18 protein-coding genes and 1 tRNA gene are annotated in these 24,663 nt (G+C 61.2%); 6 read left to right on the forward strand and 13 right to left on the reverse strand.

The features are described from left to right. Positions 1–148: 148 nt before the first annotated feature. From AB8C10_RS00085 to clpB, 8 genes are all read right to left on the reverse strand, one after another. Complete coding sequence (locus AB8C10_RS00085) at positions 149–358, reverse strand: DUF3073 domain-containing protein (protein WP_005504588.1); 210 nt, start codon at positions 356–358, stop codon at positions 149–151. 409 nt (positions 359–767) lie between these two features. Continuing rightward, positions 768–2,501: a carbohydrate-binding domain-containing protein gene (locus tag AB8C10_RS00090; RefSeq protein WP_368866439.1), complete on the reverse strand. Its 1,734-nt coding sequence runs from the start codon at positions 2,499–2,501 to the stop codon at positions 768–770. Between the two features lie 220 nt (positions 2,502–2,721). Further along, positions 2,722–3,642 carry a polyphosphate polymerase domain-containing protein gene (locus AB8C10_RS00095; RefSeq protein WP_368866440.1) on the reverse strand — a complete coding sequence of 307 codons (921 nt, stop codon included), beginning with the start codon at positions 3,640–3,642 and terminating at the stop codon, positions 2,722–2,724. Positions 3,643–3,773: 131 nt separating this feature from the next. Continuing rightward, the gene (locus AB8C10_RS00100) at positions 3,774–4,523 is read right to left on the reverse strand and encodes a DUF4956 domain-containing protein (RefSeq protein ID WP_368866441.1); all 750 of its coding nucleotides are present in this window, start codon (positions 4,521–4,523) and stop codon (positions 3,774–3,776) included. A 315-nt stretch (positions 4,524–4,838) separates the two neighbouring features. Further along, positions 4,839–5,909, reverse strand: coding sequence for an excalibur calcium-binding domain-containing protein (locus AB8C10_RS00105; RefSeq protein WP_368866442.1), 1,071 nt, complete (start codon positions 5,907–5,909; stop codon positions 4,839–4,841). Positions 5,910–6,222: 313 nt separating this feature from the next. Next, the gene (locus AB8C10_RS00110; RefSeq protein ID WP_368866443.1) at positions 6,223–7,461 is read right to left on the reverse strand and encodes an excalibur calcium-binding domain-containing protein; all 1,239 of its coding nucleotides are present in this window, start codon (positions 7,459–7,461) and stop codon (positions 6,223–6,225) included. A 191-nt stretch (positions 7,462–7,652) separates the two neighbouring features. Then, on the reverse strand, positions 7,653–8,621 hold the full coding sequence (locus tag AB8C10_RS00115; protein WP_368866444.1) for a Sir2 family NAD-dependent protein deacetylase: 969 nt from the start codon (positions 8,619–8,621) through the stop codon (positions 7,653–7,655). Between the two features lie 158 nt (positions 8,622–8,779). Further along, positions 8,780–11,389, reverse strand: a complete 2,610-nt coding sequence (clpB, locus tag AB8C10_RS00120) for an ATP-dependent chaperone ClpB (protein WP_368866445.1) — start codon at positions 11,387–11,389, stop codon at positions 8,780–8,782. 274 nt (positions 11,390–11,663) lie between these two features. Here clpB and AB8C10_RS00125 point away from each other — a divergent pair, with 274 nt between their 5' ends. The 4 genes from AB8C10_RS00125 to AB8C10_RS00140 all read left to right on the forward strand — a co-directional run bounded on the left by AB8C10_RS00125 (position 11,664) and on the right by AB8C10_RS00140 (position 15,369). After that, entirely contained in the window at positions 11,664–12,347 is a 684-nt protein-coding gene (locus tag AB8C10_RS00125; RefSeq protein WP_368866446.1) for an NAD(P)-dependent oxidoreductase, read from the forward strand. A gap of 18 nt (positions 12,348–12,365) precedes the next feature. Next, positions 12,366–13,022, forward strand: coding sequence for an HAD family hydrolase (locus AB8C10_RS00130; protein WP_368866447.1), 657 nt, complete (start codon positions 12,366–12,368; stop codon positions 13,020–13,022). A gap of 328 nt (positions 13,023–13,350) precedes the next feature. Next, on the forward strand, positions 13,351–13,848 hold the full coding sequence (dps, locus tag AB8C10_RS00135; protein ID WP_368866448.1) for a DNA starvation/stationary phase protection protein Dps: 498 nt from the start codon (positions 13,351–13,353) through the stop codon (positions 13,846–13,848). A gap of 360 nt (positions 13,849–14,208) precedes the next feature. Continuing rightward, positions 14,209–15,369 carry a VIT1/CCC1 transporter family protein gene (locus tag AB8C10_RS00140; RefSeq protein ID WP_439958512.1) on the forward strand — a complete coding sequence of 387 codons (1,161 nt, stop codon included), beginning with the start codon at positions 14,209–14,211 and terminating at the stop codon, positions 15,367–15,369. Positions 15,370–15,540: 171 nt separating this feature from the next. On the opposite strand, the gene AB8C10_RS00145 is transcribed toward AB8C10_RS00140, so the two are convergent. From AB8C10_RS00145 to AB8C10_RS00160, 4 genes are all read right to left on the reverse strand, one after another. Further along, on the reverse strand, positions 15,541–16,467 hold the full coding sequence (locus AB8C10_RS00145; protein ID WP_368866449.1) for an amino acid oxidase: 927 nt from the start codon (positions 16,465–16,467) through the stop codon (positions 15,541–15,543). A gap of 234 nt (positions 16,468–16,701) precedes the next feature. Further along, positions 16,702–17,619: a succinate--CoA ligase subunit alpha gene (sucD, locus tag AB8C10_RS00150; RefSeq protein ID WP_005508195.1), complete on the reverse strand. Its 918-nt coding sequence runs from the start codon at positions 17,617–17,619 to the stop codon at positions 16,702–16,704. 29 nt (positions 17,620–17,648) lie between these two features. Further along, a complete protein-coding gene (gene sucC, locus AB8C10_RS00155) occupies positions 17,649–18,815 on the reverse strand; it encodes an ADP-forming succinate--CoA ligase subunit beta (RefSeq protein ID WP_105360621.1) in 1,167 nt (388 codons plus the stop codon). 458 nt (positions 18,816–19,273) lie between these two features. Continuing rightward, positions 19,274–22,264 (reverse strand): UvrD-helicase domain-containing protein, encoded by a 2,991-nt coding sequence (locus AB8C10_RS00160; RefSeq protein WP_368866450.1) that lies wholly within the window; start codon positions 22,262–22,264, stop codon positions 19,274–19,276. A 146-nt stretch (positions 22,265–22,410) separates the two neighbouring features. On the opposite strand from AB8C10_RS00160, the gene AB8C10_RS00165 reads away from it, so the two are divergent. Continuing rightward, on the forward strand, positions 22,411–23,271 hold the full coding sequence (locus AB8C10_RS00165; protein WP_368866451.1) for a VOC family protein: 861 nt from the start codon (positions 22,411–22,413) through the stop codon (positions 23,269–23,271). Positions 23,272–23,378: 107 nt separating this feature from the next. On the opposite strand, the gene AB8C10_RS00170 is transcribed toward AB8C10_RS00165, so the two are convergent. After that, a tRNA-Arg gene (locus AB8C10_RS00170) sits at positions 23,379–23,451 on the reverse strand. Between the two features lie 184 nt (positions 23,452–23,635). On the opposite strand from AB8C10_RS00170, the gene AB8C10_RS00175 reads away from it, so the two are divergent. Further along, a complete protein-coding gene (locus AB8C10_RS00175; protein WP_368866452.1) occupies positions 23,636–24,637 on the forward strand; it encodes a DUF4031 domain-containing protein in 1,002 nt (333 codons plus the stop codon). The last annotated feature ends 26 nt before the right edge of the window (positions 24,638–24,663 follow it).

Genomic DNA, 24,663 nt, shown 5'->3' on the forward strand with positions numbered 1-24,663 from the left:
CAAACTGCAGGCATGAACAAATTGGGGGGGCACGAAACAAACTGCGGGCACGAAAAAACCGGCTGAGCACCCCGTGCGGGGCCTCAAGCCGGTTCATCATCTATCGAATACACTCGGTCGATATGCACCGAATCAATCCGCGTATTCTTTATGCCTCATCCTCGTAGGACGCGTACTTTTCTGCGTATGCCGAGTAGTCGTCCTCGTCGTCATAGCGACGGCGGGACGAATCGGAGGACTTCGTTTTCTTCGCGCTGCTCAGCTCGCGCTCGAGTGCGCTGTAGTCGGTCTCGGGGCTGAAGTACTTCATCTCCCGAGCCTGCCTTGTTGCTTTAGCCTTCTGACGGCCGCGCCCCATGGCGTGACCCCCTCTTTCATCCTGTCCGAGGCGAACAGCGCGCGCGGCGCATCGCTCTCGGATCGTTCAACAGTCTTTACTACACTATAGAGTACCCTGTTTCAGCCCTGAATGTCTCGCTCAGCGGCACCTATTTTGCGTATCAAAGCACTTCTTCGCACCGGAACAACCGTTTTATTTTGCACCGGTAGCCTTTTATACCCCAGACGCCACATTCCCTAGATAACAACTCCCTAGATAACACGTAGCCCCGCATCGGACGTATCGCTACATCCGATGCGGGGCGAGTGTCTCTCCCACCGGCTCACTCACAAGACCGGGTTCGGAGAGGATACCGTGCGGGTCATGACATCCCGCACGGAGCTTAGGGAGGGCAGCTCCTACCGCTTAGCTTGCGGTGAAGGAGCTGTTAGCTGGCGGTGAAAGAACCAAGCGAGGTGGCGTTCGACGCCAGGGTGGTGCTGGAGGCGTCCACGCTATCGGTGGTGGTGTACACGGTGTAGCTCTCGCCCTTGGTGATCTTGGAGCTGGAGACCAGGATCAGTGCGGTGTTGGAGTTGGTCACCTTGTAGTTCGCCACTACGGTACCGGAGGAGTCGGTCACCTGCACGGTGGTGCCGGCGCTCAGGTTCGATACGTTGCTGATCTTCACGTAGCCGCTAGTGGAGGAGGTTGCGGGCGCCTCGAACATGTCACCGGAGTTCGCCGCCGCCACGGTCGTGCCGTTGAGCAGCAGGTCGCCGTTGGTGTCCAGGGAGGTGTTACCGCCGGTGAAGGGACCGTTCACGACCAGGGTGCCGCCCGAGAGGGTTGCCGTACCGTTGGAGTCGATGCCGTCGCCGTTCGCGTTCACGGTGACGGTACCACCGGTGATGTTGATGGTTGCGTCGACTACCTCGAAGGTGCCGCCGCCACCGCCCATGCCGCCGCCTGCGCCACCGCCTGCCGGGGGCTGACCCATGGTACCGGAGGGTGCCTGGCCGCCTGCCGGAGCCTGACCACCCTGCGGTGCCTGACCGCCCTGTGCAGCGTTACCCTGTGCAGTCTGGGTGGTCTGCGTATTCTGTGCAGTCTGGGTGGTCTGCGTGGTGGAGGTCGAAGTCGACTCGGTGCTGGTAGTGCTGGTCGAGCTAGTGCTGGTGGAGCTGTACGAGGCGTTGATGCCGTCATCCGAGCTGGTCACGTTCACGGTGCCGTCCAGGATGTTGATGTACTGCGCCTCAATACCCTCATTCGACTGGGTAATGTTCAGGGTACCGCCGGAGATTTCAAGCACGCGCTCAGCCTTGAAACCGTCATCACCTGCAGAGATGTTCACGGTACCGCCGCTCAGGCGCACCCAGCCGCGGTTGCCGTCGGTGTCGTTAGTTGCCTTGATGCCGTCCTTGGTTGCGGTCACGGTGATGGTGCCGTCCAGGATATCGACGTAGTCCTTACCCTTGATGCCGGTGTTTGCCGCGTTCACTTCCAGGGTGCCGGAGGCAATGACCAGGCCATCAGAGGTGTGGATACCCTCTTCGTACTTACCTTCAACCTTCAGGGTGCCTTCGCCCGCCAGGGTCAGGTCACTCTTGGAGTAGATAGCTGCGTCGGGGCTACCGCTGGCGGTATCCGAGTAGGAGGAGCCGTCAGAGACGGTGTTGGTGGTACCCGAGGCGGTGTAGATGACGACCTCGTCCGCCTCAACAACGTTGATAGCTGCACCGGTGGAGTTGGTAATGGTCGCGTTGTTCAGGATCAGGCGGACCATGTCGCTGTCGGCTGCCTCAACCTTGATCTGGCCCTCGTAGGTGCCGGTGAGCTTGTAGTTGCCCGCCTTGGTGATGGTGATGACGCCGTCGCTGACGGTCACGCCGTCAGTCGCGGTCGGGTTAGAAAGATCGATAGTAACTTCGCTGGAGGAATCCCAGGTCAGATCCTTTGCGGAGTAGTGGGTGTCCTCGGCGAGCTTCGCGCCGCTCTTCACGTCGGTGGAGAAGGAGTCTGCCACCTTCGACGTGGTGCCCGAAGTGCTCGAAGCGGAGGTGCTGGTTGCGCTCGAAGCGCTAGCGTTCGAGGTCGAGGTTGCCGAGCAGCCGGTCAACGCCAGGGCTGCCAGGAGGGTAATGGAGGTTGCGCTCTTGATCATATTGCTCTTTTTCACGGGTTTTCCTTTGTGTTTTGGTGACTACTCGCGGAGAGCTTTGCGCCACAGGTTTAGGGAGTACAGGTTGTATGTGAAATGTGAATATGTGTGAGAGCGGTTATTGCCTGTGTGGGGCGAATAAAGCCGATGTTGTGCTTGGTTCGGGGGTATAGATGAGGGGCTGGGGGTGCGGGTAAGGTAGGTGCTCTACCCTACCCGCGCATCCCAGATTGCCGTTTTAGGCGGCTGCGAAATGCTCGGTCAGCAGCTTCTGGTAATCCTCTTCGGTCATGTCGTCCACGTTCAGGCGGGTGCCGTCGACCGGTTCCAGGTGCATCCAGTTCTTCAGGGTTTCTTCCCACTTGTTGCTTGCCAGCTGCGGGTTCAACGCCGCCATACCGGTTGCAAACTTGGAAATCTTCGCGGGGGTGATGCCCGCATCCCAGAGGTGCTGGTCTGCCACGGAGGGCTCCACGCCGGACTTGGTTTCGATGATGACCACGTTCGGCAGGCCGTAGGTGGTGCCGACCAGGTTGCCGTGGAAGTTGCGGTAGTTCACGCCCGCCATGAGGATATTCTCGGACAGAGGGGTCCAAGTCAGGTCGGTGTCTACCGTCATACGGGAGGCGACCGGGTTCTTCTCGCTCTGCGGCAGGAAGACCGTGGTACGGCGGTAGCCGGTGGTCAGAACCGCCTCCAGCTTGTGCACGGGGCCAGCGAGGATATCGCCGAGTGCTGCGGTGATGTACTCATGGCCTTCCGCGGTGAGCTGATCGCGGTTCTCGAAGGTGTACGGGATACGCTTCTTGACGGTCATGTCCTGCTCACCGTCGGTCTTGACCTCCAGGAAGGTCAGCTTCGAGTCCAGGTAGCTACGGGTACGGATCTTGAAGGTGTCGTCGCGGCTGTAGGCTGCCGAGTGGTAGCTCTGCATCTGCGGGGTGTCGAAGTAGACCGAGTCGTAGGCGAAGTCGCGCTGGCCCTTGATGTCCATGACTGAGGCGTCTGCGTCGAGCGTAGACAGTACCTTCGCGGCGGTGTCTGCGTCGACGATGTACTTGCGGTCCACGCGGGTCTGCATGGCTGCCTTCTCGTTCATGGCTTCGAGGCTGATGCTCTTCCACTCTGCGGGGATGATGTTTGCGGCTGCGTTAGTCATGGGTCTTGTCCTTCTGGGGTGCCGCCCCTATGCGCTGGGTTGTGCGTTGGGCTGTGCGCCGGGGCGGCGTGTCGTGGGTATCGGGGTTGTTGTGCGGTCGGAGTGAATCGGAGGCTTTTGTACCGGCGTTCTTACTTACCTACAGGGGTGCGCTGGAGGGGAACCAACCGGGTATCCAGCGTGGTGTGCGCCTCGGCGGTGGGTGCTACCGGCTGAGTTGCCGCGGGCTGGCGGGTCATCTGCGGTGCCACCTGCTGAGTTGCTACAGGCTGGCGGGTTGCGGTCATCTGCGGTGCTACCGCCTCCACCGCTGCGGGGGTGCCGCCTTCGGTGGTTTCCTTGGGCTGGTAGGTGACGGTGGCGCGGGTCAGGTTGTTCACCATGTCCAGCTCGGTTACCTTGACCGAGGTGACGGTGTAACCCAGGCGAGCGGTCAGGTAGGCTTTGAGCTCTTCCTCATCGCTGATTGCGCGATCGGCGGTAACGGTCTGAGTCTGCTCGGTAGAAATCGGGGCGCTGCGCGAGTCAAGAATCGCGATTAGGGCGACCAGGGTAGCCATGAGGCCGAAGGCGATGTACGCCGGGCTGATGTTCACACCGGCGATCATGCCGACCGAGAGGGCTACGAAGTAGTAGCCGACCTCGCGCTGGCTCAGGGCGGTGGAACGCAGTCGGATAATCGACAGGACACCGAAGAGGCCCATACCCATAGCGGATGCGTTCGATCCGGCGGATACCAGCGCCACCGAGACGGTGAAGATGCCGGCGTTGATGACCGCGTAGGAGATCATCAGTTCGCGGTTGCGGTGCCGCACCATGTAGAGGGTGCAGAGCGCTGCGATGGCTATAGCATCGGCGAGTGCCATGGTCAGAATGTTCATTGGGTGCTCCAGATGTCGTGTCGTGAGATTCGCTGTGCTCGTCGCTGTCTGTTCTTCAGTTCCGGGCTGTGCGTTCTTGGTAGTATCTAGATTCCCGTGCGAGTCTGTGTTTACCCTGTGTTCGCCTTAACTTAGACATAAGTGTTGTGCGTCTCCGATAAACATCCTTGTCGGTAGCGCTATTTGTCCATAATTTTTTGCTTCTTTCGCGCCGTTCCCAGCACCCCTAACAGCCTCAAAAGGCACAAAAAATGGGCTCCCTCCGATACGGAGGGAGCCCATAAAAGTAGCTAAAAGCTTAGCGACTAGGCGTTATTAAGCCTTCTTGCGCATGCGGGTCGCCACGATGGTTGCACCACCTGCACCCAGAGCAATCAGGCCCAGACCAGCAGCGGTCATCGCGTCGGATGCACCGGTCTTAGCCAGGGAAGAAGAGCTCTTGGAGGATGCGTTGGAGGAACCGGAGCCCAGGTTGTCGCCGGAACCCAGGTTGTCATTCGAGCCGGAGCTCAGCGAAACGCTGTCAGACTTCTTGGAGTTCTCGTAGTCAACGGCCTGCTCGCAACCATAGTCGTCGCCGTCAGCGTTGAACTTCTCGCGGTAATCCGGGTGGCTCTTGTGAATCGGTGCCAGGCCTGCAGCCTCAACGTCAGCGCAGTTCTGGAAACGGAAGTGCTGCTCGCTGTCAGACTTCTGCTCATCGGACTTCTGGTCCTCAGACTTCTGCTCTTCGGCAGGCTTCTGATCCTCAGCGGGCTTGGTTTCCTTAGCGTCCTCAACTGCGGGAGCGGAGGTCTCTTCTGCGGGCTTGGGAGCCTCGGTGGTCGGCTCAGCGGTTGCGTCCTTGGACGGCTCGGGAGTGGGATCCTGGGTGGGTTCCGGAGTCGGGTCCTGAGAAGGAGCGGGGGTCGAGTCCTCGGTGGGAGCCGGTGCAGGCTGCTCTGCGACCTTAATGGTCACGGTAGCTGCCTTACCGCCGCGGGGAACGTCACCATCCTTGAGGGAGCCGGACAGCAGGTAAATATCAACGGAAACGCTACCGTGCAGTTCTGCCTGCCAGGGAATGGTGGCAGAGAAGTTACCGGCCTCGTCAGCGTGGATTTCCAGGTAATCCTGGCCGTTAATCTTAACGGCGCCCTTGTTCAGCTTCAGTGCCAGAACGGAACCGGAGGTGCCGTCAGCGGTCTTGAAGCCCTCACCAGCAATGTTCAGTTCCTGACCCTCAACCCATACGTCGGGGGCGAGGAACTGTGCCGAGTCTGCGTAGGTGTGAACGGTCTGAGGCGCGCCTTCAACAGCGAAGGTCGCGGGGACGGAAGTAGCAACGAGGCCACAGCCAATGAGGGCGGTGGCACCGATGCGTGCAATGTTGTTTCGAATGTTCATGCCCCCCATTCTAACGAGCGAAGCTTGGGATACCGGCTCCCAAGACGCCAATTTGCCATGACCTGACTCACAAACCGGGGTTTTCTTGAAGGTTTATTGAAGGCATGGTTGAACTATAGAGACCTTTTACACCGCAGTGCACCCCTAAAGTCTCAATTGAGACTTGAAGAAACCAGCAAGTACATGCGCCACCCTACCGACACAACACGCCCACAAAAACCGCCCCGTTAAACGCAAGAATCCCCTCCCCCGAACGTTCAAAAGCATTCAGAAGGAGGGGATTCCCAGTACACGCCTGGTGGCGGCAATAGTTTTAGGAGTTCTTGCGGTTACGCACGGCGGTCACGCCAGCAACACCCAGGCCCAGAGCCACCAGGCCCAGACCTGCTACGGTGAACGCGTTGGAAGCACCGGTGTTTGCCAGGGAGGAACGCTGCGCACGGCTCGAGGTGGAGTTGCTCGAAGAGGAGGAGCCGCTACCCAGGTTGTCCAGGCCGCCGGAGTTGCGGGAGGAAGAACCCGAAGAGCTGTTGGAGGAGCCACCGTCGGTGACCTCGCTGTTAATAACCTCGCAGCCCCAGTCGTTCTTGTCGTTGTCGAACTTCTGGCGGAAATCCGGGTGGCTCTTATGAATGGGTGCCAGGCCAGCAGCCGCAACCTCTGCACAGTTCGCAAAGCGAGTGCTCTCAGCCGAAGCGCTCACCTGCTCGGTAGCGGAGGTGGAATCACCCAGCTGATCCTTCGCATCGTTCGCAACGGATGCGCTCTGATCAGCAGCAGCCGAGGCAGAAGCCGACGCGCTCGCAGACTCAGTAGCGGACGCAGAAGCCGCCGGGGTTGCAACGGTCGATGCGGAAGCAGATGCGGTAGCCGAGGGGCTTACCGAAGCGGTAGCAGAAGCCTTCTCATCGGCGCGGTTCTTAATCTCAGCATCCACGGAGGCGACAACCTCGTCAGCGGCGGTAGCCGAAGCCGAGGGAGTGGCGGAGGGCGCAACAGAAGCGGAGGGGGTAGCCACCACGGTAGATGCCGAAGCGCTCGCGGTCGCCGAAGGGCTCACCGAAGCGGAAGCGCTCGCAGACGCGGAGGGGGTTGCTTCCTGGACGGAACGAGCCTCAATCTTCACGGTGGCAGCCTTGCCACCGCGAGCGGTGTCGTTGTCTTTCAGGGAACCGGAGAGCAGGTAGACGTCCACGGAGATGCGCTCATCCAGGTCGTCCTGCCAGGGAATAGAAACGGAGAAGTTGCCCTTCTCGTCAGCCTTAACTTCCAGGTAGTCCTTGCCGTCAATCTTGACGGTGCCCTTGTTCAGCTTAATGGCGATAACGGAGCCGGAGGTGCCGTCCTGAGTCAGGAAGCCCTCGCCGGTAACCTTCAGGGTTTCACCTTTGTACCAGACCTCAGAAATGTGGGAAGTAGCCTTGTCGGAGTAGACGTGAGTGACGGACTCTTCGCCGTTCTGAGCGAACGTTGCGGGGATTGCGGTGACCACCAGACCGCAGCCAATCAGGGCGGTGGCACCGAAGCGAGTGATAGTGTGTCGAATGTCCATCCCATCATTTTATCCTCGCGTAATGGGTGTATCCGCCTGTCCAGGGGCTATTTGCAATGACTTGCAACACAAAATAGCACTTTCGTGCACTTAATGATGGGTCAACTACAGGTCAGTGCACGCGCGGCAAAATTCGCCGGGTGCCAGCGTTACCCAGTCGTGCCGGCGCCACCTAGTTGTGCCAGTGCTACCTAGTCGTCAATCTCGTCAAGCATGAGTTCCAGCGCCTCACCCACGCCGCTGCGCCACAGGTAGGTTGTCTTCGCATCGGCGCGACCCGGGCCACCGTTGATTATGGCGACCGGTTTGCCGGAGCGCAGGGCCTCCAGCACAATCTTGTAGCTGCTCATGACCGCCACCGAGGAGCCGACCACCAGCAGCGCCGAGCACTCGGCGAGCATGGCGTCCTTGCGTGCCTTACGTTCGGCGGGCACGGATTCGCCGAAGTACACCACGTCCGGCTTGAGACGGGTCGAGCCGCAGGCGAGGCAGGGCACCATCTGAAAATCGCGGATGTAGCGCTCGTCCAGTTCCACGTCGCCGTCGGGGTTCACGCGCAAATCTTCGTCTTCAAGGCGCGCCAGGTAGCCGGGGTTCGCCGCGTCCAGGCGCGTATCGAGACTTTCGCGCCCCTCGTCTTGACCGCAGTCCAGGCACACAATACGGGACAAATCGCCGTGTAGCGCCAGCAGATTAGAGCTTCCGGCACGGGCGTGCAGACCGTCCACATTCTGCGTAATCACACCACTCACGGCACCCAGCTGCTCCAGCTCGGCGAGCGCGTAGTGGGCGCGGTTCGGCTGGGCGCGGCGCATGCGGCGCCAGCCCACGTAGGAGCGCGCCCAGTAGCGCTGACGGGCGGCGTCATCGTAGCGGAATTCCTGGTAGGTCATGGGACGGTGATCGTGCAGGGAACCACCCGGGCCGCGGTAGTCGGGGATGCCGGATTCGGTGCTCACGCCCGCGCCGGTGAGCACGAGAACCTTACCCGCCTTAAGCAGCTCGGCAATACCTGCGGCAGCGTACCCCTCGTCGTGCGGGGTGGCGTTTTCGGAGACGACTCGCTGAATGGAGCGGATCGCGGCACGGTGCACGGAGGCGATTTCTTCGCGCTGCTCACCGGCTGCGGCGAAGTTCTGGTGGTCAGTCCAGCGGTCCATTCTTCTCCTATGCTCTGTGCTCAATACGTTAAACGGCTGTGGGGCACCCCCATTTCGAGGGTACCCCACAGCCTATTTCTTATGGTTTCGAACTGGCAAACTCAGCCACGGGCTAAGCCCGCCGAGCCAATCGGCTCCGTCCGGCTAACCGGTTGGGTTTAGTCCTCAGCCTTCTGCTCGCGCTCGGAGGTCACCGACAGGCCGTCGCTGGCAACGTCCGGGTTCACGTCCACGGTCACGGTATCGCCATCGTGGATAGCGCCGGAGAGGATGCCGCGAGCCAAACGGTCGCCGATTTCGCGCTGAACCAGGCGGCGCAACGGGCGGGCACCGAATGCCGGGTCGTAGCCGGTCTTACCCAGCCACTCCAGGGCCGCGTCGGTCACGTTCAGAGTGAGGCGGCGGTCCTCCAGGCGCTTAGCCATGCTCTTGACCTGCAGGCCCACAATCTGGCCCAGGTTCTCAGCCGACAGGGGCTGGAACATAATGATGTCGTCCAGTCGGTTGAGGAACTCGGGGCGGAATGCCTGGTGCACAACCTCCATAGCCTTCTCGGAACGCTCCTCGAAGGGCAGGTCCTGGTTGACCAGGTACTGCGAACCGAGGTTCGAGGTCAGGATCAGGATGACGTTGCGGAAGTCCACGGTGCGGCCCTGGCCGTCGGTCAGGCGGCCGTCATCGAGCACCTGCAGCAGGATGTCGAAGACCTCGGGGTGTGCCTTCTCGACCTCGTCGAGCAGGACCACCGAGTAGGGGCGACGACGTACAGCCTCGGTCAGCTGACCACCCTCTTCGTGGCCGACGTATCCGGGAGGGGCACCGACCAGGCGAGAAACGGTGTGCTTCTCGGAGTACTCGCTCATGTCGATACGCACCAGGGCGCGCTCGTCATCAAACTGGAACTCAGCCAGTGCCTTAGCCAGCTCGGTCTTACCAACACCGGTCGGGCCCAGGAACAGGAAGGAACCAATCGGGCGGTTCGGGTCGGAAATACCGGCGCGGGCACGGCGCACAGCGTCAGCGACAGCCACCACAGCGTCTTCCTGACCGATGAGGCGGGCACCGATACGCTTCTCCATTTCGAGCAGCTTCTCGGACTCACCCTGCATCATGCGGCCTGCGGGAATACCGGTCCAGGAGGAAATCACCTCGGCAATATCGTCAGCGGTGACCTCTTCGGAGACCATGGACTCGCTCTTAGCGGTGTCCTCGGCGCGCTGTGCTTCTTCCAGCTCAGCCTGCTTTGCGGGAATCTCACCGTACAGCAGGCGGGATGCCTCGGCGAGGTTACCCTCGCGCTGTGCAACCTCTGCGCGGGAACGCAGCTCGTCAATCTGGGTCTTGATGTCACCCACGCGGTTCAGGCTAGCCTTCTCAGCTTCCCAACGGGCGTTGAGGGCATCAAGCTCTTCCTTCTTGTCCGCCATATCCTTGCGCAGGGCCTCCAGACGCTCAACCGATGCGGGATCGGTCTCGTCGGCAAGAGCCAGCTCCTCCATGGTGAGGCGGTCCACGGCGCGGCGCAGCTGGTCAATTTCCTCCGGTGCGGAGTCAATTTCCATGCGCAGGCGGGATGCTGCCTCATCAATCAGGTCAATTGCCTTGTCCGGCAGCTGACGGGAGGGGATGTAGCGGTTGGACAGGGTTGCTGCGGCAACCAGTGCGGAGTCAGCAATCTGTACCTTGTGGTGTGCCTCGTAACGCTCCTTCAGGCCACGCAGAATACCGATGGTGTCCTCGACGCTGGGCTCGCCCACGTACACCTGCTGGAAGCGGCGCTCCAGGGCGGGGTCCTTCTCGATGTTCTCGCGGTACTCGTCCAGGGTGGTGGCACCAATCAGGCGCAACTCACCACGGGCAAGCATGGGCTTGAGCATGTTGCCCGCGTCCATGGAACCCTCGGATGCGCCCGCACCGACGACGGTGTGAATCTCGTCGATGAAGGTCACGATCTGACCCTCGGACTTCTTGATTTCCTCGAGGACTGCCTTCAGGCGCTCCTCAAATTCACCGCGGTACTTTGCACCAGCGACCATAGAGCCCAGGTCCAGGCTAATCAGGGTCTTGCCGCGCAGGGATTCGGGCACATCGCCAGAAACCATGCGCTGCGCCAGGCCCTCAACCACGGCGGTCTTACCGACGCCGGGCTCACCAATCAGAACGGGGTTGTTCTTGGTGCGGCGGGAGAGCACCTGCACGACGCGGCGAATCTCAGAGTCACGGCCGATGACCGGGTCGAGCTTGCCGGCGCGAGCAATGGCGGTCAGGTCGGTGCCGTACTTCTCGAGGGCCTGGAAGGTGCCTTCGGGGTCGGGGGTGTCCACGGTGCGGTCTCCTCGGACGTTGGGGATGGTCTGTGCAATGAGTTCTGCGGTAGCACCATGCTTGTGCATTGCTTCAGCGGTGCTATCGGTTCCGCTGGCGATGCCCAGCAGAATCATTTCGGTGGAGACGTAAGTGTCCCCGAAGCCCTGGGCGCGGGTCTGTGCGGCCTGCAGGGCGGAGAGTGCGGAACGGCTAAAGGAGGCGTTCTGCACGGAGGTGCCGGATGCCTTGGGCAGCTTCTTGATTTCTGCGGAAGCCGCCTCGGAGATGGCGTCTACATCCAGGCCTGCGGCCTTGAGCACGGAGACTGCGATGCCTTCGCGCTGGTCCATCAGGGCCTTGAGGATGTGGGAGGTTTCAATAGTGGGGTTACCCGCCGTTTGCGCATTGGTATTAGCGGCGGAGATAACTTCTTGACTCTTGGTCGTGAACTTAATATCCATGGTGTCCTTTCGTATCGTGCATTCAGGGGCCTATCCTACGTCCCCTCGCATTACATAACTTGAGTCTACTCCACTCAACTATGTTTCGCAAGGGGTTTTCAAAAAATTTTGTCCACTTTTTTCGTTTTTCACCCCGCACTGCTCTGAGTCCTAGCCAAAACCCTGCTTGAAAGAGCCTCAGCCGAACGCCCCCAGCCGAAGCCGCATTGCTATACTGACCGGATTGGGCGCTTGCGGGCTCCCACAACAATCACAGTCACGAATGGGGACCCACATGAAAATACTGGTTCTAGGTGCAACCGGCCGCACCGGTCGCCTCTTCACCCGCAAAGCCCTAGAGGGGGGACACGCGGTCACCGCCTACGTGCGCAACCCCGATAAGGCACGCACACTACTGGGGTCCCACCCGAACCTCGCGATTACTCCCGGCGACCTCAACGATGCCGAACGGCTCGCCGCAGCGTCCGCCGGGCAGGACGTCATGGTGAGCACCCTGGGACAGAAGGCCACGGTGCGAGAGTTCCTTCACAGCACGTTCCTGCAGGAGCGCCTGCCGTTCGTCATGCAGACGGTCACGGGCGCAGGCGTGAAGCACTGCGTTCTGCTGAGCGCCTACGGTGTGGGTGATACGGTACGGACAGCGTCCCTGCCCATGCGTCTGGTATGCAAGGTCATCATGCGCGGCATTTTTACCGACAAGGTTAGGGCGGACGCCCTGGTCACCGAATATCAGCCGTATATTTCGCGGGCGCACCCGGGCAGGCTGACCGATAAGCCCGGTAGGGGCGGGGTGAGGGTATTTGACATGGCGAGTGTCAAACGCGTTCCGGGCATTCCGACGATTGCCCGTGAAGACGTCGCCGATGCCCTGCTCACTATTGCCGAGAACCCCCAGAACACGGGCACAGATTTTTTGGTAACAATTGGGGACGCCATCCTGCGGTCACCCCAGAAATAAACCGGTAGGCTTAATGGCATGACGACTACGAACACCTTCCCCGCCGCCATCCTCTTCGACCACGACGGAACCCTGGTCGACACCGAACCCGTATGGGCTGCCGCCAAGGTTGCTCTCACTGCAGATTTCGGTGGCACCTGGAGCGAGCAGGACACCCTCGATTGCCTGGGCCTGTCCATGCAGTTCACCCTGGATCGCCTGCGCGAGCGCGGCGTGGACCTGCCGGACGAAGAGATTAATGAACGTCTTGTGGCGAAGGTGCATGATGCTCTGGCGCACCAGCCGGTAGAGTTCTTGCCCGGTATTGAGCGTTTCCTTGCGGAGGTTCGCGAGGCGCAGATTCCGGCGGCTGTCGTCACCAATGCGACCACTTCCGTGGCTCGCCGCACCGCCGATGCGGCTCCCGAGGGCACGTTCTCGGTCATTATCGGTAATGATGAGACCACTCGCCCCAAGCCGGACCCGCAGCCGTACCTTTTGGCGGCGGAGCGTCTGGGTGTTAACCCGACCCAGTGTGTGGCGATTGAGGATTCCCCTTCGGGTGTGCGTAGCGCGACCGCGGCGGGTATGCGCGTGATTGTTGTGCCGGGCGAGTTGGAGGTTCCGGCGGAGCTGGGCACCGCACGCTTCAAGCATGAGGAACTGACCCTGGAGGCGGTTCGCGCGCTGGCGTAGCCGCGTAGTTCGCGGGCTGAAAGCTCTATAGAAAACTGAATACGCTTCACCAATAAAGGGTGGGATGCACGAGATGAGATACCGCGCATCCCACCCTTTGTGCATGCCTGGATAGGGAGCTATGCGGGCGCTTGGGTATGGCTTTTAGGCAGGGGCTTTGGGTGTTGGCTTTTGGACGCAGCGCGACACTCAGATGACAATTTATTACGAATTACTCAAAATAACCTTGACAGCGGCTCCTTAAAATGATTTACTCATAATAACGATTCGGCGGGGCGCACAAATCCCACCGAACCAAAAACATCACAGCATCAAGAAGGAGACCATCATGGCATTCGCAAACTACACCGCACCCGGCCTGACCCTCGAAGAAGGCAAGGGCATTTCTGAGGTTCTCCAGGCACGTCTGCACGACCTGAACGACCTGCACCTGCTGCTGAAGCACGCACACTGGAACGTGACCGGCCCCGGCTTCATCGCCGTTCACGAAATGATTGACCCCCAGGTCGAAACCGTCCGCGAGTTCGTCGACGCCATCGCAGAGCGTATGGCAACCCTGGGCGCAACCCCCAACGGCCTGGCTGGCGCACTGGTCGCACAGCGCTCCGTCGAGGACTACCCCGTTGGCCGCGCACGCGTTGCCGACCACCTGCGCGCCCTGAACGACGTCTACACCCGCGTGATTGAGGCTCACCGCAAGGCGATTGCTTTCGCAGGCGAGTCCGACCCCGTCACCGAGGACCTGCTGATTGGCCAGACCGCTGAGCTGGAGAAGTTCCAGTGGTTCATCCGCGCGTTCCTGGAGAACGGCGAAGGCAACATCTAAGCCGCAACTCCTCAACGACAGCCTACTCATGGCGGCAAGCCATGTAGACGCTAGTTTTTAGAGTCACGAGACCGGGCGGGTGCGCTCTCCTTTACGGAGGGTGCACCCGCCCGGCTTTTTATGCGCGAATCTGCGCCGCACCTCGCGCTCCATTCCTGCGCGGCTCAACCCTTTGTTCCTCGTCCGCTCGGCATCACAAAGTACGTTGAGGCGAACTTCAACACCGGGTTAGGCCGTCCTAGATTTTCTGTCCGGAGTGCTCTACAGTGGTTCACTGGTCAACACAGAACACACAGATCGAACGCATGATTGAGCGCCCGGGAGCTGCCCGGTGCGCCCCGCACCGGCGGAAAGAGAGATATGAGCACGCACGCACCCTACGAGCACGGCGAAGAGACCGAGATGCTCCAAGGCGAGCACCAGCCGACCCGCCACAGCGCGGTCACCGACCCTACGCCCACGCAGATTAAGCGTTGGCGCCGCTACCTGGCTGATGAAGAGTCGGAGGCGCGCATCTACCGGTACCTGGCTCGCCGTGCCGAGGGCACCGACCGCGAAATCTTGCTGCAGGTGGCAGAGGCTGAGAAGCGTCACCAGCAGCATTGGCGTGACATGCTCGGCGAGCACGCGAATGTGCACGTGCGCCCGTCCCTACAGTCTCTGGTGTTGCAGTTCTTGGCGAAGAACTTCGGTTCGGTGTTTATTCTGGCGATGGCTCAGCGCGCCGAGTCCCGCTCCCCCTACGCTGAGGATCCGGACGCTACCGAGGAAATGGCGGCTGACGAGGCAATTCACGAGGAGATTATTCGCGCCCTGGCAACCAGCGGCCGTGAGAAACTCTCGGGTAATTTCCGTGCAGCGGTCTTCGGCGCTAACGACGGTCTGGTCTCGAACCTGGCGCTGATTATGGGCATTACCGCCTCGGGTGCGTCCAGCTCGATGGTTCTGCTCTCGGGTATTGCGGGCCTGCTGGCGGGCGCGCTGTCGATGGCGGCGGGCGAGTTCGTGTCGGTGCGCTCTCAGCGTGAGCTGCTAGATGCGTCCCAGCCGACCCAGGTGACTCTGCGTGTTGCGCACGATTTGGATTTGGATTCGAACGAGCTGGAGCTCATTTACCGTGCCCGCGGCATGGAGCCGGAGGCGGCGCATCACCGCGCGATGGAGCGTTTCGGCTACCTGGATTGCGATTGTGACCCGTCGCTGTCGCACCGTGATGATGAGGAGCGCGAGGAGAACGTGGCGCTGGGCACCGATATTGGTGCCGCGGCGGCTTCCTTCTCGTTCTTCGCTTCGGGTGCGCTGATTCCGATTCTGCCTTATATCTTCGGCCTGTCGGGTGTGGGTGCGATGATCCTGTCCCTGCTGTTCGTGGGTGCGGCTTTGGGCTTCACCGGCGGTGTGGTGGGTCTGCTCTCGGGTGCGTCCCCGCTCAAGCGCGGTATCCGTCAGATTCTGATTGGCTACGGTGCGGCGTTCGTGACCTACCTGCTGGGTCTGGCGTTCGGCACGACGGTTGGCTAATTCCACTTCATGAATAAGCTTTAGACAAGTCTATATAGCCGCTTAGGTATGCCCCGCACTCCCCCGTGAGTGCCGCAACCTGAGCATAGAAAACCCCCGGCGGGTGAGTTGAACTCATCCGCCGGGGGTTTTCCGTATGCCTTTACCCGAAGCTCTTACGGGTTAGCCCGATTACGGGTTGATCTGCGCGGTGGTTGCCTGACCGGAAACGCTCTCCGAACCGCTTGCGCCGTTGCCGGAGTAGGTCAGGTTAGCGACCTGCACGGTCGAGGTCTGCTTGTACGAGACCCAGCCGTCATTTGCCGGGAAGCGCAGCTGCGCCGGCATGAAGTTAGTCTGGCTGTAGTACTTGGTGCCGGACTGCTTCATGGTGTACGCCTTGCTAGTGGTGTAGACGATACGACCCTTGAAGGTGTAGGTGCCATCAGAGTTCTGAGTGATGGTCGGGACCTCTGCGGTCCAGGTGCCGGCGGTCTGTGCGACGGACAGGTACTTTGCCTGGCCTGCAGATGCGACCAGCTCGGTGGTCTTACCGGTCAGCTGGCGGCTAGAGGGGCTCCAGGACTGGCCGTTGATCTTGCCGAGCTTCAGGAGCGACTGAGCCTTAGCGGAGACGGTGTACTCGACCTCGGTCACGAAGGTTGCGCCGGCCGCGAGGGTAACGCTGCTACCGGGGATGTAGCCGGTACCGGTTGCGGTGTCCTTGGTGGGCACGGACCACCAGAAGCCGCTGGAGGACATGTACGCGCCGTTTGCGCCGGTCTGGGAGTTGGTGACGGGGGTGAACTTACCTTCGCCGTTGACGTAGGTTGCGCTCTTGGGCTTGGAGGTTGCGTCGTCCCAGTTGATGTCGGAGTCGGGGGTGGTGGAGGCGGTGAAGTGCGCCTCGGGGGTTGCCGGGTTGATGGTGCCGGTGTTGTTGGAGGATGCGTAGCCGACGTAGCCGCCGTTGTTCTGCACGCTGACGTACACGCCGTACTGTACGCCGGGGGTTTCCTTGGATGCGGCGTATGCGGGAACGGCTGCGGAGGCTGCGACGACGGGTGCGGACCAGACGCCTGCCTTGGCGATGGCGCGGCGAGAGATGGGCTGGGTCATGAGTGTGGTGATCTCCTGTGAGTGTTTGGTGTTTCTTGGAGCCACTCAGAATGGTTCTGACTAGGCTCAATGCACTCCAGTATACAAAGGTTATGGTCGGACTTACATATTTTTGTGGCACTATGTGCACAATCTTATTTTCTAGTGCAATATTTGCGGGCGGTAGCGGGGCGTTAAAAGCACAGATGCCGGTAGCCTCATGGACTACCGGCATCTGCCGCAATACTATGCTGTTTACTTCGCTGCGAAGATTTCGCGCATCAGGTTTGCAGCCTCGGAGGGGGTCTTACCGACCTTCACGCCTGCTGCTTCCAGAGCTTCCTTCTTCGCCTGAGCGGTACCGGAGGAACCGGAGACGATAGCGCCCGCGTGGCCCATGGTCTTACCCTCGGGAGCGGTGAAGCCCGCAATGTAACCGACGACGGGCTTGGTCACGTTTGCCTTGATGTACTCAGCGGCGCGCTCCTCAGCGTCACCACCAATCTCACCAATCATGACGATTGCTTCGGTCTCGGGGTCAGCCTCGAAAGCTTCCAGAGCGTCGATGTGGGTGGTGCCGATGATGGGGTCGCCACCAATACCGATAGCGGTGGTGAAACCAATGTCGGAGAGCTCGTACATCAGCTGGTAGGTCAGGGTACCGGACTTGGAAACCAGACCGATCTTGCCCTTGCCGGTGATGTTCGCCGGGATAATGCCGACCAGGCACTCCTCGGGGGAGATGATGCCGGGGCAGTTGGGGCCGATGATGCGGGTGATCTGCTTGCCGTTCTCGTCCACGGATGCCTTAGCGGCTGCCCAGAACTCTGCGGAGTCCTGAACCGGAACGCCCTCGGTGATGACAACGACGAGGCCAATCTTAGCCTCGATAGCCTCGAGAACTGCTGCCTTGGTGAAGGCCGGGGGAACGAAGACGATGGAGACGTTCGCGCCGGTCTTCTCCATAGCCTCAGCTACGGAACCGTACACGTTCAGCTCGATGTCCGAGCCGTCCTTCGCCTTGTGGGTGACGGTGGTGCCAGCCTTGCGAGCGTTCACGCCGCCCACAATGTTGGTGCCTGCTGCGAGCATGCGTGCGGTGTGCTTGGTACCCTCGCCACCGGTGATGCCCTGAACGATGACCTTGGAGTCCTTGTTCACAAAGATAGACATATTACTTCCTTGAAATCCTTTGCTGGCGATTACGCCTTGTGAGCGAGCTCTGCTGCCTTGTCAGCGCCGGAGTCCATGGTCTCAGCCAGAACAACCAGCGGGTGGTTCGCCTCGGAGAGGATACGGCGACCCTCAGCAACATTGTTGCCGTCCAGGCGCACAACCAGGGGCTTGGTTGCTGCGTCGCCCAGAATCTCCAGAGCCTTCACAATGCCGTCTGCCACTGCGTCACATGCGGTGATGCCGCCGAAGACGTTCACGAAAACGCTCTTGACCTGCTCGTCGCCCAGAATGATTTCCAGGCCAGCAGCCATAACCTCAGCGGATGCGCCGCCACCAATATCAAGGAAGTTAGCGGGCTTGACGTTGCCGTGGTTCTCACCAGCGTATGCAACGACGTCCAGGGTGGACATAACCAGACCTGCACCGTTACCAACGATGCCGACCTCGCCGTCCAGCTTCACGTAGTTCAGGTCGAACTGCTTTGCCTTAGCTTCCAGCGGGTTCTCAGCGGACTTGTCCACGAGAGCCTCGTGCTCGGGCTGGCGGAATTCTGCGTTGTCGTCCAGGGAGACCTTGCCGTCCAGGGCGAGGATGGTGCCCTCGGGGGTCAGAACGAGGGGGTTAACCTCAACCAGGGTTGCGTCTTCCTTGGTGTAGACTTCGCCCAGCTTGACGAGAACGGGAACAACCTTCTCCTGCAGTTCTGCGGAGAAACCTGCTGCCTTAGCAATTTCCTCAGCCTTAGCCTGGTCCAGGCCAACCAGCGGGTCAACCTCAATCTTTGCCAGTGCCTCGGGACGCTCAGCAGCGAGCTGCTCAATTTCCATACCGCCTTCTACCGAGCACATTGCCAGGTAGGAGCGGTTTGCACGGTCCAGCAGGAGGGAGAAGTAGTACTCTTCGGCGATGTCTGCGCCGTCAGCGACCAGCACGCGGTGAACGGTGTGGCCCTTGATGTCCATGCCGAGAATTGCCTTAGCGTGCTCGTAAGCTTCTTCGGGGGACTTTGCGAGCTTAACGCCGCCAGCCTTACCGCGGCCGCCGGTCTTAACCTGAGCCTTAATGACGGTCAGGCCGCCAATTTCCTCAGCTGCTGCCTTTGCTTCTTCAGGGGTGGTCGCAACAATGCCCTTGAGCACGGGTACGCCGTGCTTTGCGAAGAGATCGCGCGCCTGGTATTCGAAAAGGTCCACAGGTGTCCTTCTTCTTCGAAGTGGTGCCGAGTACTGGTGCACTCGGCCTGGTCATTAGAGGAGGTTCCCCCATGCGGCCGGTACGGTGCGATAGGGGTCTCTCGCACCCGGCGCACACGCATCATTGACGCGGGGAATTTCTCTCGTCTCTACTCTATCGGATTCGGCGTGAGCTCGCACTCACAGAGCCCCAAATCTGAGATTTTAGCGACTCAGCTCACACATATTTTGGGTACGTTTTACCCAAAGGTTGCGTACCGGGTAACTAACCCGAGCACGCGGCGCCCCATCCGCCGCGAAATACCGGCGAAAACGCGACATTACCGCCGCGCGCAGAAGAGCATCCGGGCCTTTCTCACCAGGCGGACAACACGCCCGGTACAGCGCACACAAGAGGGGCGGGCACCCTCAGGTACCCGCCCCTCCATCGGCGTTGCCAGGTTCTCACTCCCGGCGCGCTAGTTCACCTTCTCCAGCGGCGCGTAACGCAACAGCAGACGCTTCTCCTCCGAGCCGAAGCGAACCTTCGCCACGGTCTTATCGCCGCTACCCTCAACGGCGAGCACACGACCCTCACCGAACTTGGTGTGGCGCACGGTATCGCCGACCGCCAGAGTCGGAATTTCCTTGCTCTGGTGCACGCGGGAACGGTTCGTCACCTTCGAGGAGGCGGCAGCCGCCGCCAACCCGTAGCTTGCCGAGCCGTTAATATCCGCGGTGGACGGCTCAGAACGGCGTGCGGGGCGAGACTCGTAGGGGCCGTAAGAGCCGCGCGAGCCACCGGAGCTGTAACCACCCGAGCCATAGGCGCCCGAATAGCCACCGGAACCGTATCCAGAACGAGAACCACCCGAATAGCCGCCACCATACGAGCTACCGTAGGAGCTGCCGCCATAGGAACCGCCGCCGCGAGCGCCATACGCGCCCATACCGGAGGCACCAAAGCCCGAGAAACCGGCGGTACGCTTCCACTCGATGAGCTCCTCCGGAATCTCTTCCAGGAAGGGCGAAGGCGGGTTGAACTGGCTCTTACCCCACATGGTGCGGGTCTCAGAGCGGGTCAGGTACAGGCGCTCCATGGCGCGGGTCAGACCCACGTACGCCAGGCGGCGCTCCTCGCTCATTTCCTTCTCGTCGGTCAGGGCACGCTGATGCGGGAACAGGCCGTGCTCCATGCCGGTCAGGAACACCACGGGGAACTCCAGGCCCTTGGCGGTGTGCAGGGTCATGAGGGTGACCATGCCCTGTGCCTTCGCCTCAGCTGCCTCGGCGGCAATCTGCGCGGCGGAGGCGTTCTCACCCTCCGCGCTGGCGGGACGGTTCGGGATCGAGTCGGCGTCGGCGACCAGAGCCACATGTTCGAGGAACTGCTCCAGGTCGGCACCGGGGTTCTCGGTCTCGAACTCGACCATGGCGTCGAGCAGCTCGGAGAGGTTCTCCACGCGCGATTCGTCCTGAATATCCTTGGAGGCGCGCAAAGCCGCAAGGTACCCGGTCTGCTCCAGGACCGCTTCCAGGCAGGTTGCGGCCGGTTCCGTGCGAGCAATCTGCGCCAGGTCATCCATGAGGCGCACGAACTCGGCGTACTTCTTCACGGCGGCAGCGCCCAGGCCGGGGATATCGGCGGCCTGGCGTGCGGCAGCGTAGAAGGAGATGCGGTTCGCACTCGCGTACTCCGCCACCACGGACTCAGACTTGGCACCGATACCGCGCTTGGGCTCATTGAGGATGCGGCGCACGTTCACGTCGTCGTCGGGGTTGCTCAGGGCGCGCAGGTAGGCGAGCGCGTCCTTGATTTCCTTACGCTCGTAGAAGCGGGTACCACCGACCACCCGGTAGGGCAGGCCGGCACGCATGAGCATGTCCTCAAGGGTTCGGGACTGCGCGTTGGTGCGGTAGAAGATGGCGACGTCACCGGGCTGCACGCCGTGCTCATCGGCAAGGCGATCAATTTCGCGGGTGATGTAGCGTGCCTCGGCGTGCTCGGATTCGGCGACGTAACCGATAATCTTCGCACCCGCACCGGAGGCGGTCCACAGCTTCTTGGGTCGACGGTCGGGGTTGCGTTCAATGACCGCATTCGCCGCCGAGAGGATGTTCTGCGTGGAGCGGTAGTTCTGCTCGAGCAGAATGGTGTGGGCGTTCGGGTAGTCCTTCTCGAAGTCCGTAATATTGCGGATATCCGCGCCGCGGAAGGCGTAGATGGACTGGTCGGAGTCACCCACGACGGTCAGTTCAGCAGGGGGCACGGCGTCCGGGTAGGGGCCGCGGTCAGCCGGCGCCTTCACGTGGGCGCCGACCAGTTCACGCACCAGCTGGTACTGGGCGTGGTTGGTGTCCTGGTACTCATCCACGAGGATGTGGCGGAACTTGCGGCGGTAGTAGTTCGCGATTTCGGGGAACTTCTTCAGCAGGAAGACGGTGCGGCCAATCAGGTCGTCAAAGTCGAGGGAGTTGGCGGCGCGCAGACGCTGCGTGTAGACGGTGTAAATCTGCGCGATGGTCTTCTCGTACGGATTATCGCTTGCCACGCGGGATGCGTACGCCTCAGCGCTGACCAGCTCGTTCTTCAGCGCGGAAATGCGGTTGCCCACTGCCTTGGCGGTGAACTTCTTGGTGTCCAGGTTGAGCTCTTTGATGATCAGGCTCAGCAGACGCTGCGAGTCGGTCGAATCGTAGATGGTGAAGGTGGACTTCAGACCCAGGGCGGCGGCCTCACGGCGCAGCACACGCACGCAGAAGCTGTGGAAGGTCGAAATCCACATGTGCTTGGCGCGCGGGCCGACCAGCGCCTCAATACGTTCACGCATTTCGGCGGCAGCCTTGTTGGTGAAGGTAATGGCGAGAATCTGGCCGGGGGTCGCCCGGTGGGTTGCGAGCAGGTAGGCGATGCGGTGGGTCAGCACGCGGGTCTTGCCCGAGCCCGCACCCGCGACGATGAGCAGGGGCGAACCGGAGTGCAGTACGGCCTCTTCCTGGCGGTCGTTGAGCCCCGCGGTGAGGGAGGTGGGGTCCACAGCGTTGAGGCTGTGGGTACGTTCGTTGTAAGGGTCGGCGGGGTCGAAGTCCTCGCCGTATCCGCCGACGCGGTAGGCGGGCGGCATGAAGTCACCAAGCGGGTCTGCGGCGGTGAAGACTGCGGGCACGCCGGGTTCAGAAACGGGTGCGGGCGCGCTGGTAGCAGGGGCGCTGTAGGCGGGCATGCCGGTGGGCAGGGCGACGGGTACGTCCTGTGCGGGCGCTTCCATCACCGGAGCATCCATCACTGCGGCATCCATGGGAGGCGCGTAGTAGTCGTCCTCGGCTGGGGGTACATCATAGTACGGGTCAAAGGGCGGTTCGTCCACCAGCACAGGGTCAGCCGGCGCTGCGGGGGTGACGAGTTCGGCGGCGAAGAGGCCGTCTTGTTCGGTGAAGGGCTGCTTCTGCTGTTCGGGCTTGTCGCTCATCGTCTACCTCGCTGCCTAGAATACACGTTCGATATTCCATGCTACCGCATTTACTCCCCCGCTCCCACCCGTTCGGTTACCCACCGCTTATCTCCCGCCGGCAGCTACACGCCTGTATCCAAGGTTCCCCGTGCTAGGATGACCGCATGACTCAGACCGCAACCCCCACCCTGTCATGCGCCCTGTGGTGCAACGGCACCGCTGATGAAGCCGCGCAATTCTACACCGAGGTTTTCCGCAACGCCTCCATTACCGAGCAGGTTCCCGGGCTTACGGCGACTATCAGCATTCACGGTTTCAAGCTCACGCTCATCAACGGTGACGACCGGTACACCCCGAACCAGTCCATCAGCTGCATTCTGAACTTTGACCCGCTCCTATTCGGCGGTGAAGAGCAGGCGCGCGCCTACCTTGATGAGCTCTACGAAAAGCTGAGCAGTGGCGGCGTACTCATGGAGTTGGGCGAGTACCCTTTCTCTCCTCGCTACGCCTGGGTCCGCGACCGTTTCGGTATGACCTGGCAGCTGATGCTCACCAACCCCGAGGGCGACCCGCGCCCCTTCATCATCCCCTCATTCATGTTTGGCGGTACGAATCACGGCAATGCAGAAGAAGCCACCAACAGTTGGCTTTCTATCTTTGACGATGCCCGCCGCGGAACCCTGTATCACTATCCAGAGGGCACCCCCTTCGGATCGGATGCGGTCATGTTCACCGACATTAACCTGCAGGGCACATGGCTGGCAGCTGCCGATTCTGGTGCTTTCCACGATTTCACGTTCACGCCAGGGGTTTCGGTCGTTGTTTCCTGCCGCGACCAGGAGGAAATTGACCGCTACTGGGAGTTGCTCTCCGCGGTGCCTGAGGCGGAGCGTTGCGGCTGGTGTGTAGATCGTTGGGGTATTTCTTGGCAGGTTGTCCCGAGCAATATTGCTGAGCTGATGGCGGACGAAGCCACTCGTCGGACAATCCTGCAGATGGGCAAGATTGACCTGTCTCAGCTATAACGTGTTTTCTTGAGTACTCGTTACGTGCAGAAACAGAGAAACCGCCCGCGCCTGCTAACGCAAGCAACGGGCGGTTTTCTCGTACCGGCGTGACTACCGGTTCTGTGTGCCCCCGAGACGATTCGAACGTCCGACACCTTCTTTAGGAGAGAAGTGCTCTATCCCCTGAGCTACGAGGGCGTACCTATCCAGTATAAAGCACCCCGCACGACTGTTCGCCACGGGACCCTAGAAGCCACCAGCAGCCATGCCTATGTTCCCGCCCGCGCCCTGCCCGCCCGGCGTCCCAACCCGTGTTCACCGTCTGTGTTCACCGCTCGAAGACACCCGCACCCGGCGGCAGAACCGCTCCTACAATGTACGAATGAGCATCTACATTGACCCGCCCACCTGGCCCGCACACAGCACCGTCTTCTCGCACCTCATCTCCGATGTGTCCCTGACGGAACTGCACGAGTTCGCCGCGGCGGCGGGCATTAGCGAGCGCGCCTTCGACCGCGACCATTACGATGTGCCGGCACACCTCTACGATGAGCTGGTGCGGGCGGGCGCGGTTGAGCTCAGCGGCGCGGAGCTGACTCGCACGCTCATTGCGAGCGGTCTGCGCATCCCGCTCAAGGAACGCCCCGAGAAGATTCGCCCGCGCCTGCTGCGCGCCTGGAAGGCGGCGTTCGCGCCCCGTCTTGCGCGTCTGGAGGTATCCTCCGAGCTGCGTGCTCAGGTAGCTGATCTGGGTGAGAGCCTGCTGCAGGCGTGGGAGCAGCCGCGCCGCGCCTACCACCACAGCGGGCACCTTTCGCAGATGCTCGCCGACCTGGACTGCCTGTACGCGCACCGCACGCAGGGTGCTACTCCCCTGGCGCCGGTTCTGGCGGCGTGGTTCCACGACGCAGTCTACGAGGGCGCGCCGGGTGAGGATGAGCGCCGCAGCGAGCAGCTCGCAAGTGCCTCCCTGGAGCCACTGGTGACCGCGGGCCTGCTGAGCGGGCACGAGCTGCAGATGGTGCGCCTTCTGGTGCGTGCCACGGCAACCCACGAGCTGCCCAAGTCTGCCGAACTACCGGCAGGCTACGCGGTAACGGATATTGAGTTCTTCCTTGACGCCGACATGGCAATTCTTGCGGCAGAACCGGCGCGCTACCGCCGCTACCTGCGCGGGGTGCGTACCGAGTACTCCCATTTTGACGATGAGGCGTTCCGTACCGGCCGCACGACCTTCCTGCGCTCCATCCTGGAGCGCGAGCGTATCTTCCTCTCCGAGCAGGCGTATAAGCTCTGGGAGGAGCCGGCACGGACTAACCTGCGGCCTGAGCTTACCGAGTGGGAGCAGGACCCTCAGAAGCTTCTGCAGGCTCTCGCGCCGTAGTCTCACACCGTAGAGAAGCACCCCCA

Origin of the sequence: Rothia mucilaginosa (genome assembly GCF_964210535.1) — a bacterium.
GTDB classification, from domain to species: Bacteria; Actinomycetota; Actinomycetes; order Actinomycetales; family Micrococcaceae; genus Rothia; species Rothia mucilaginosa_F.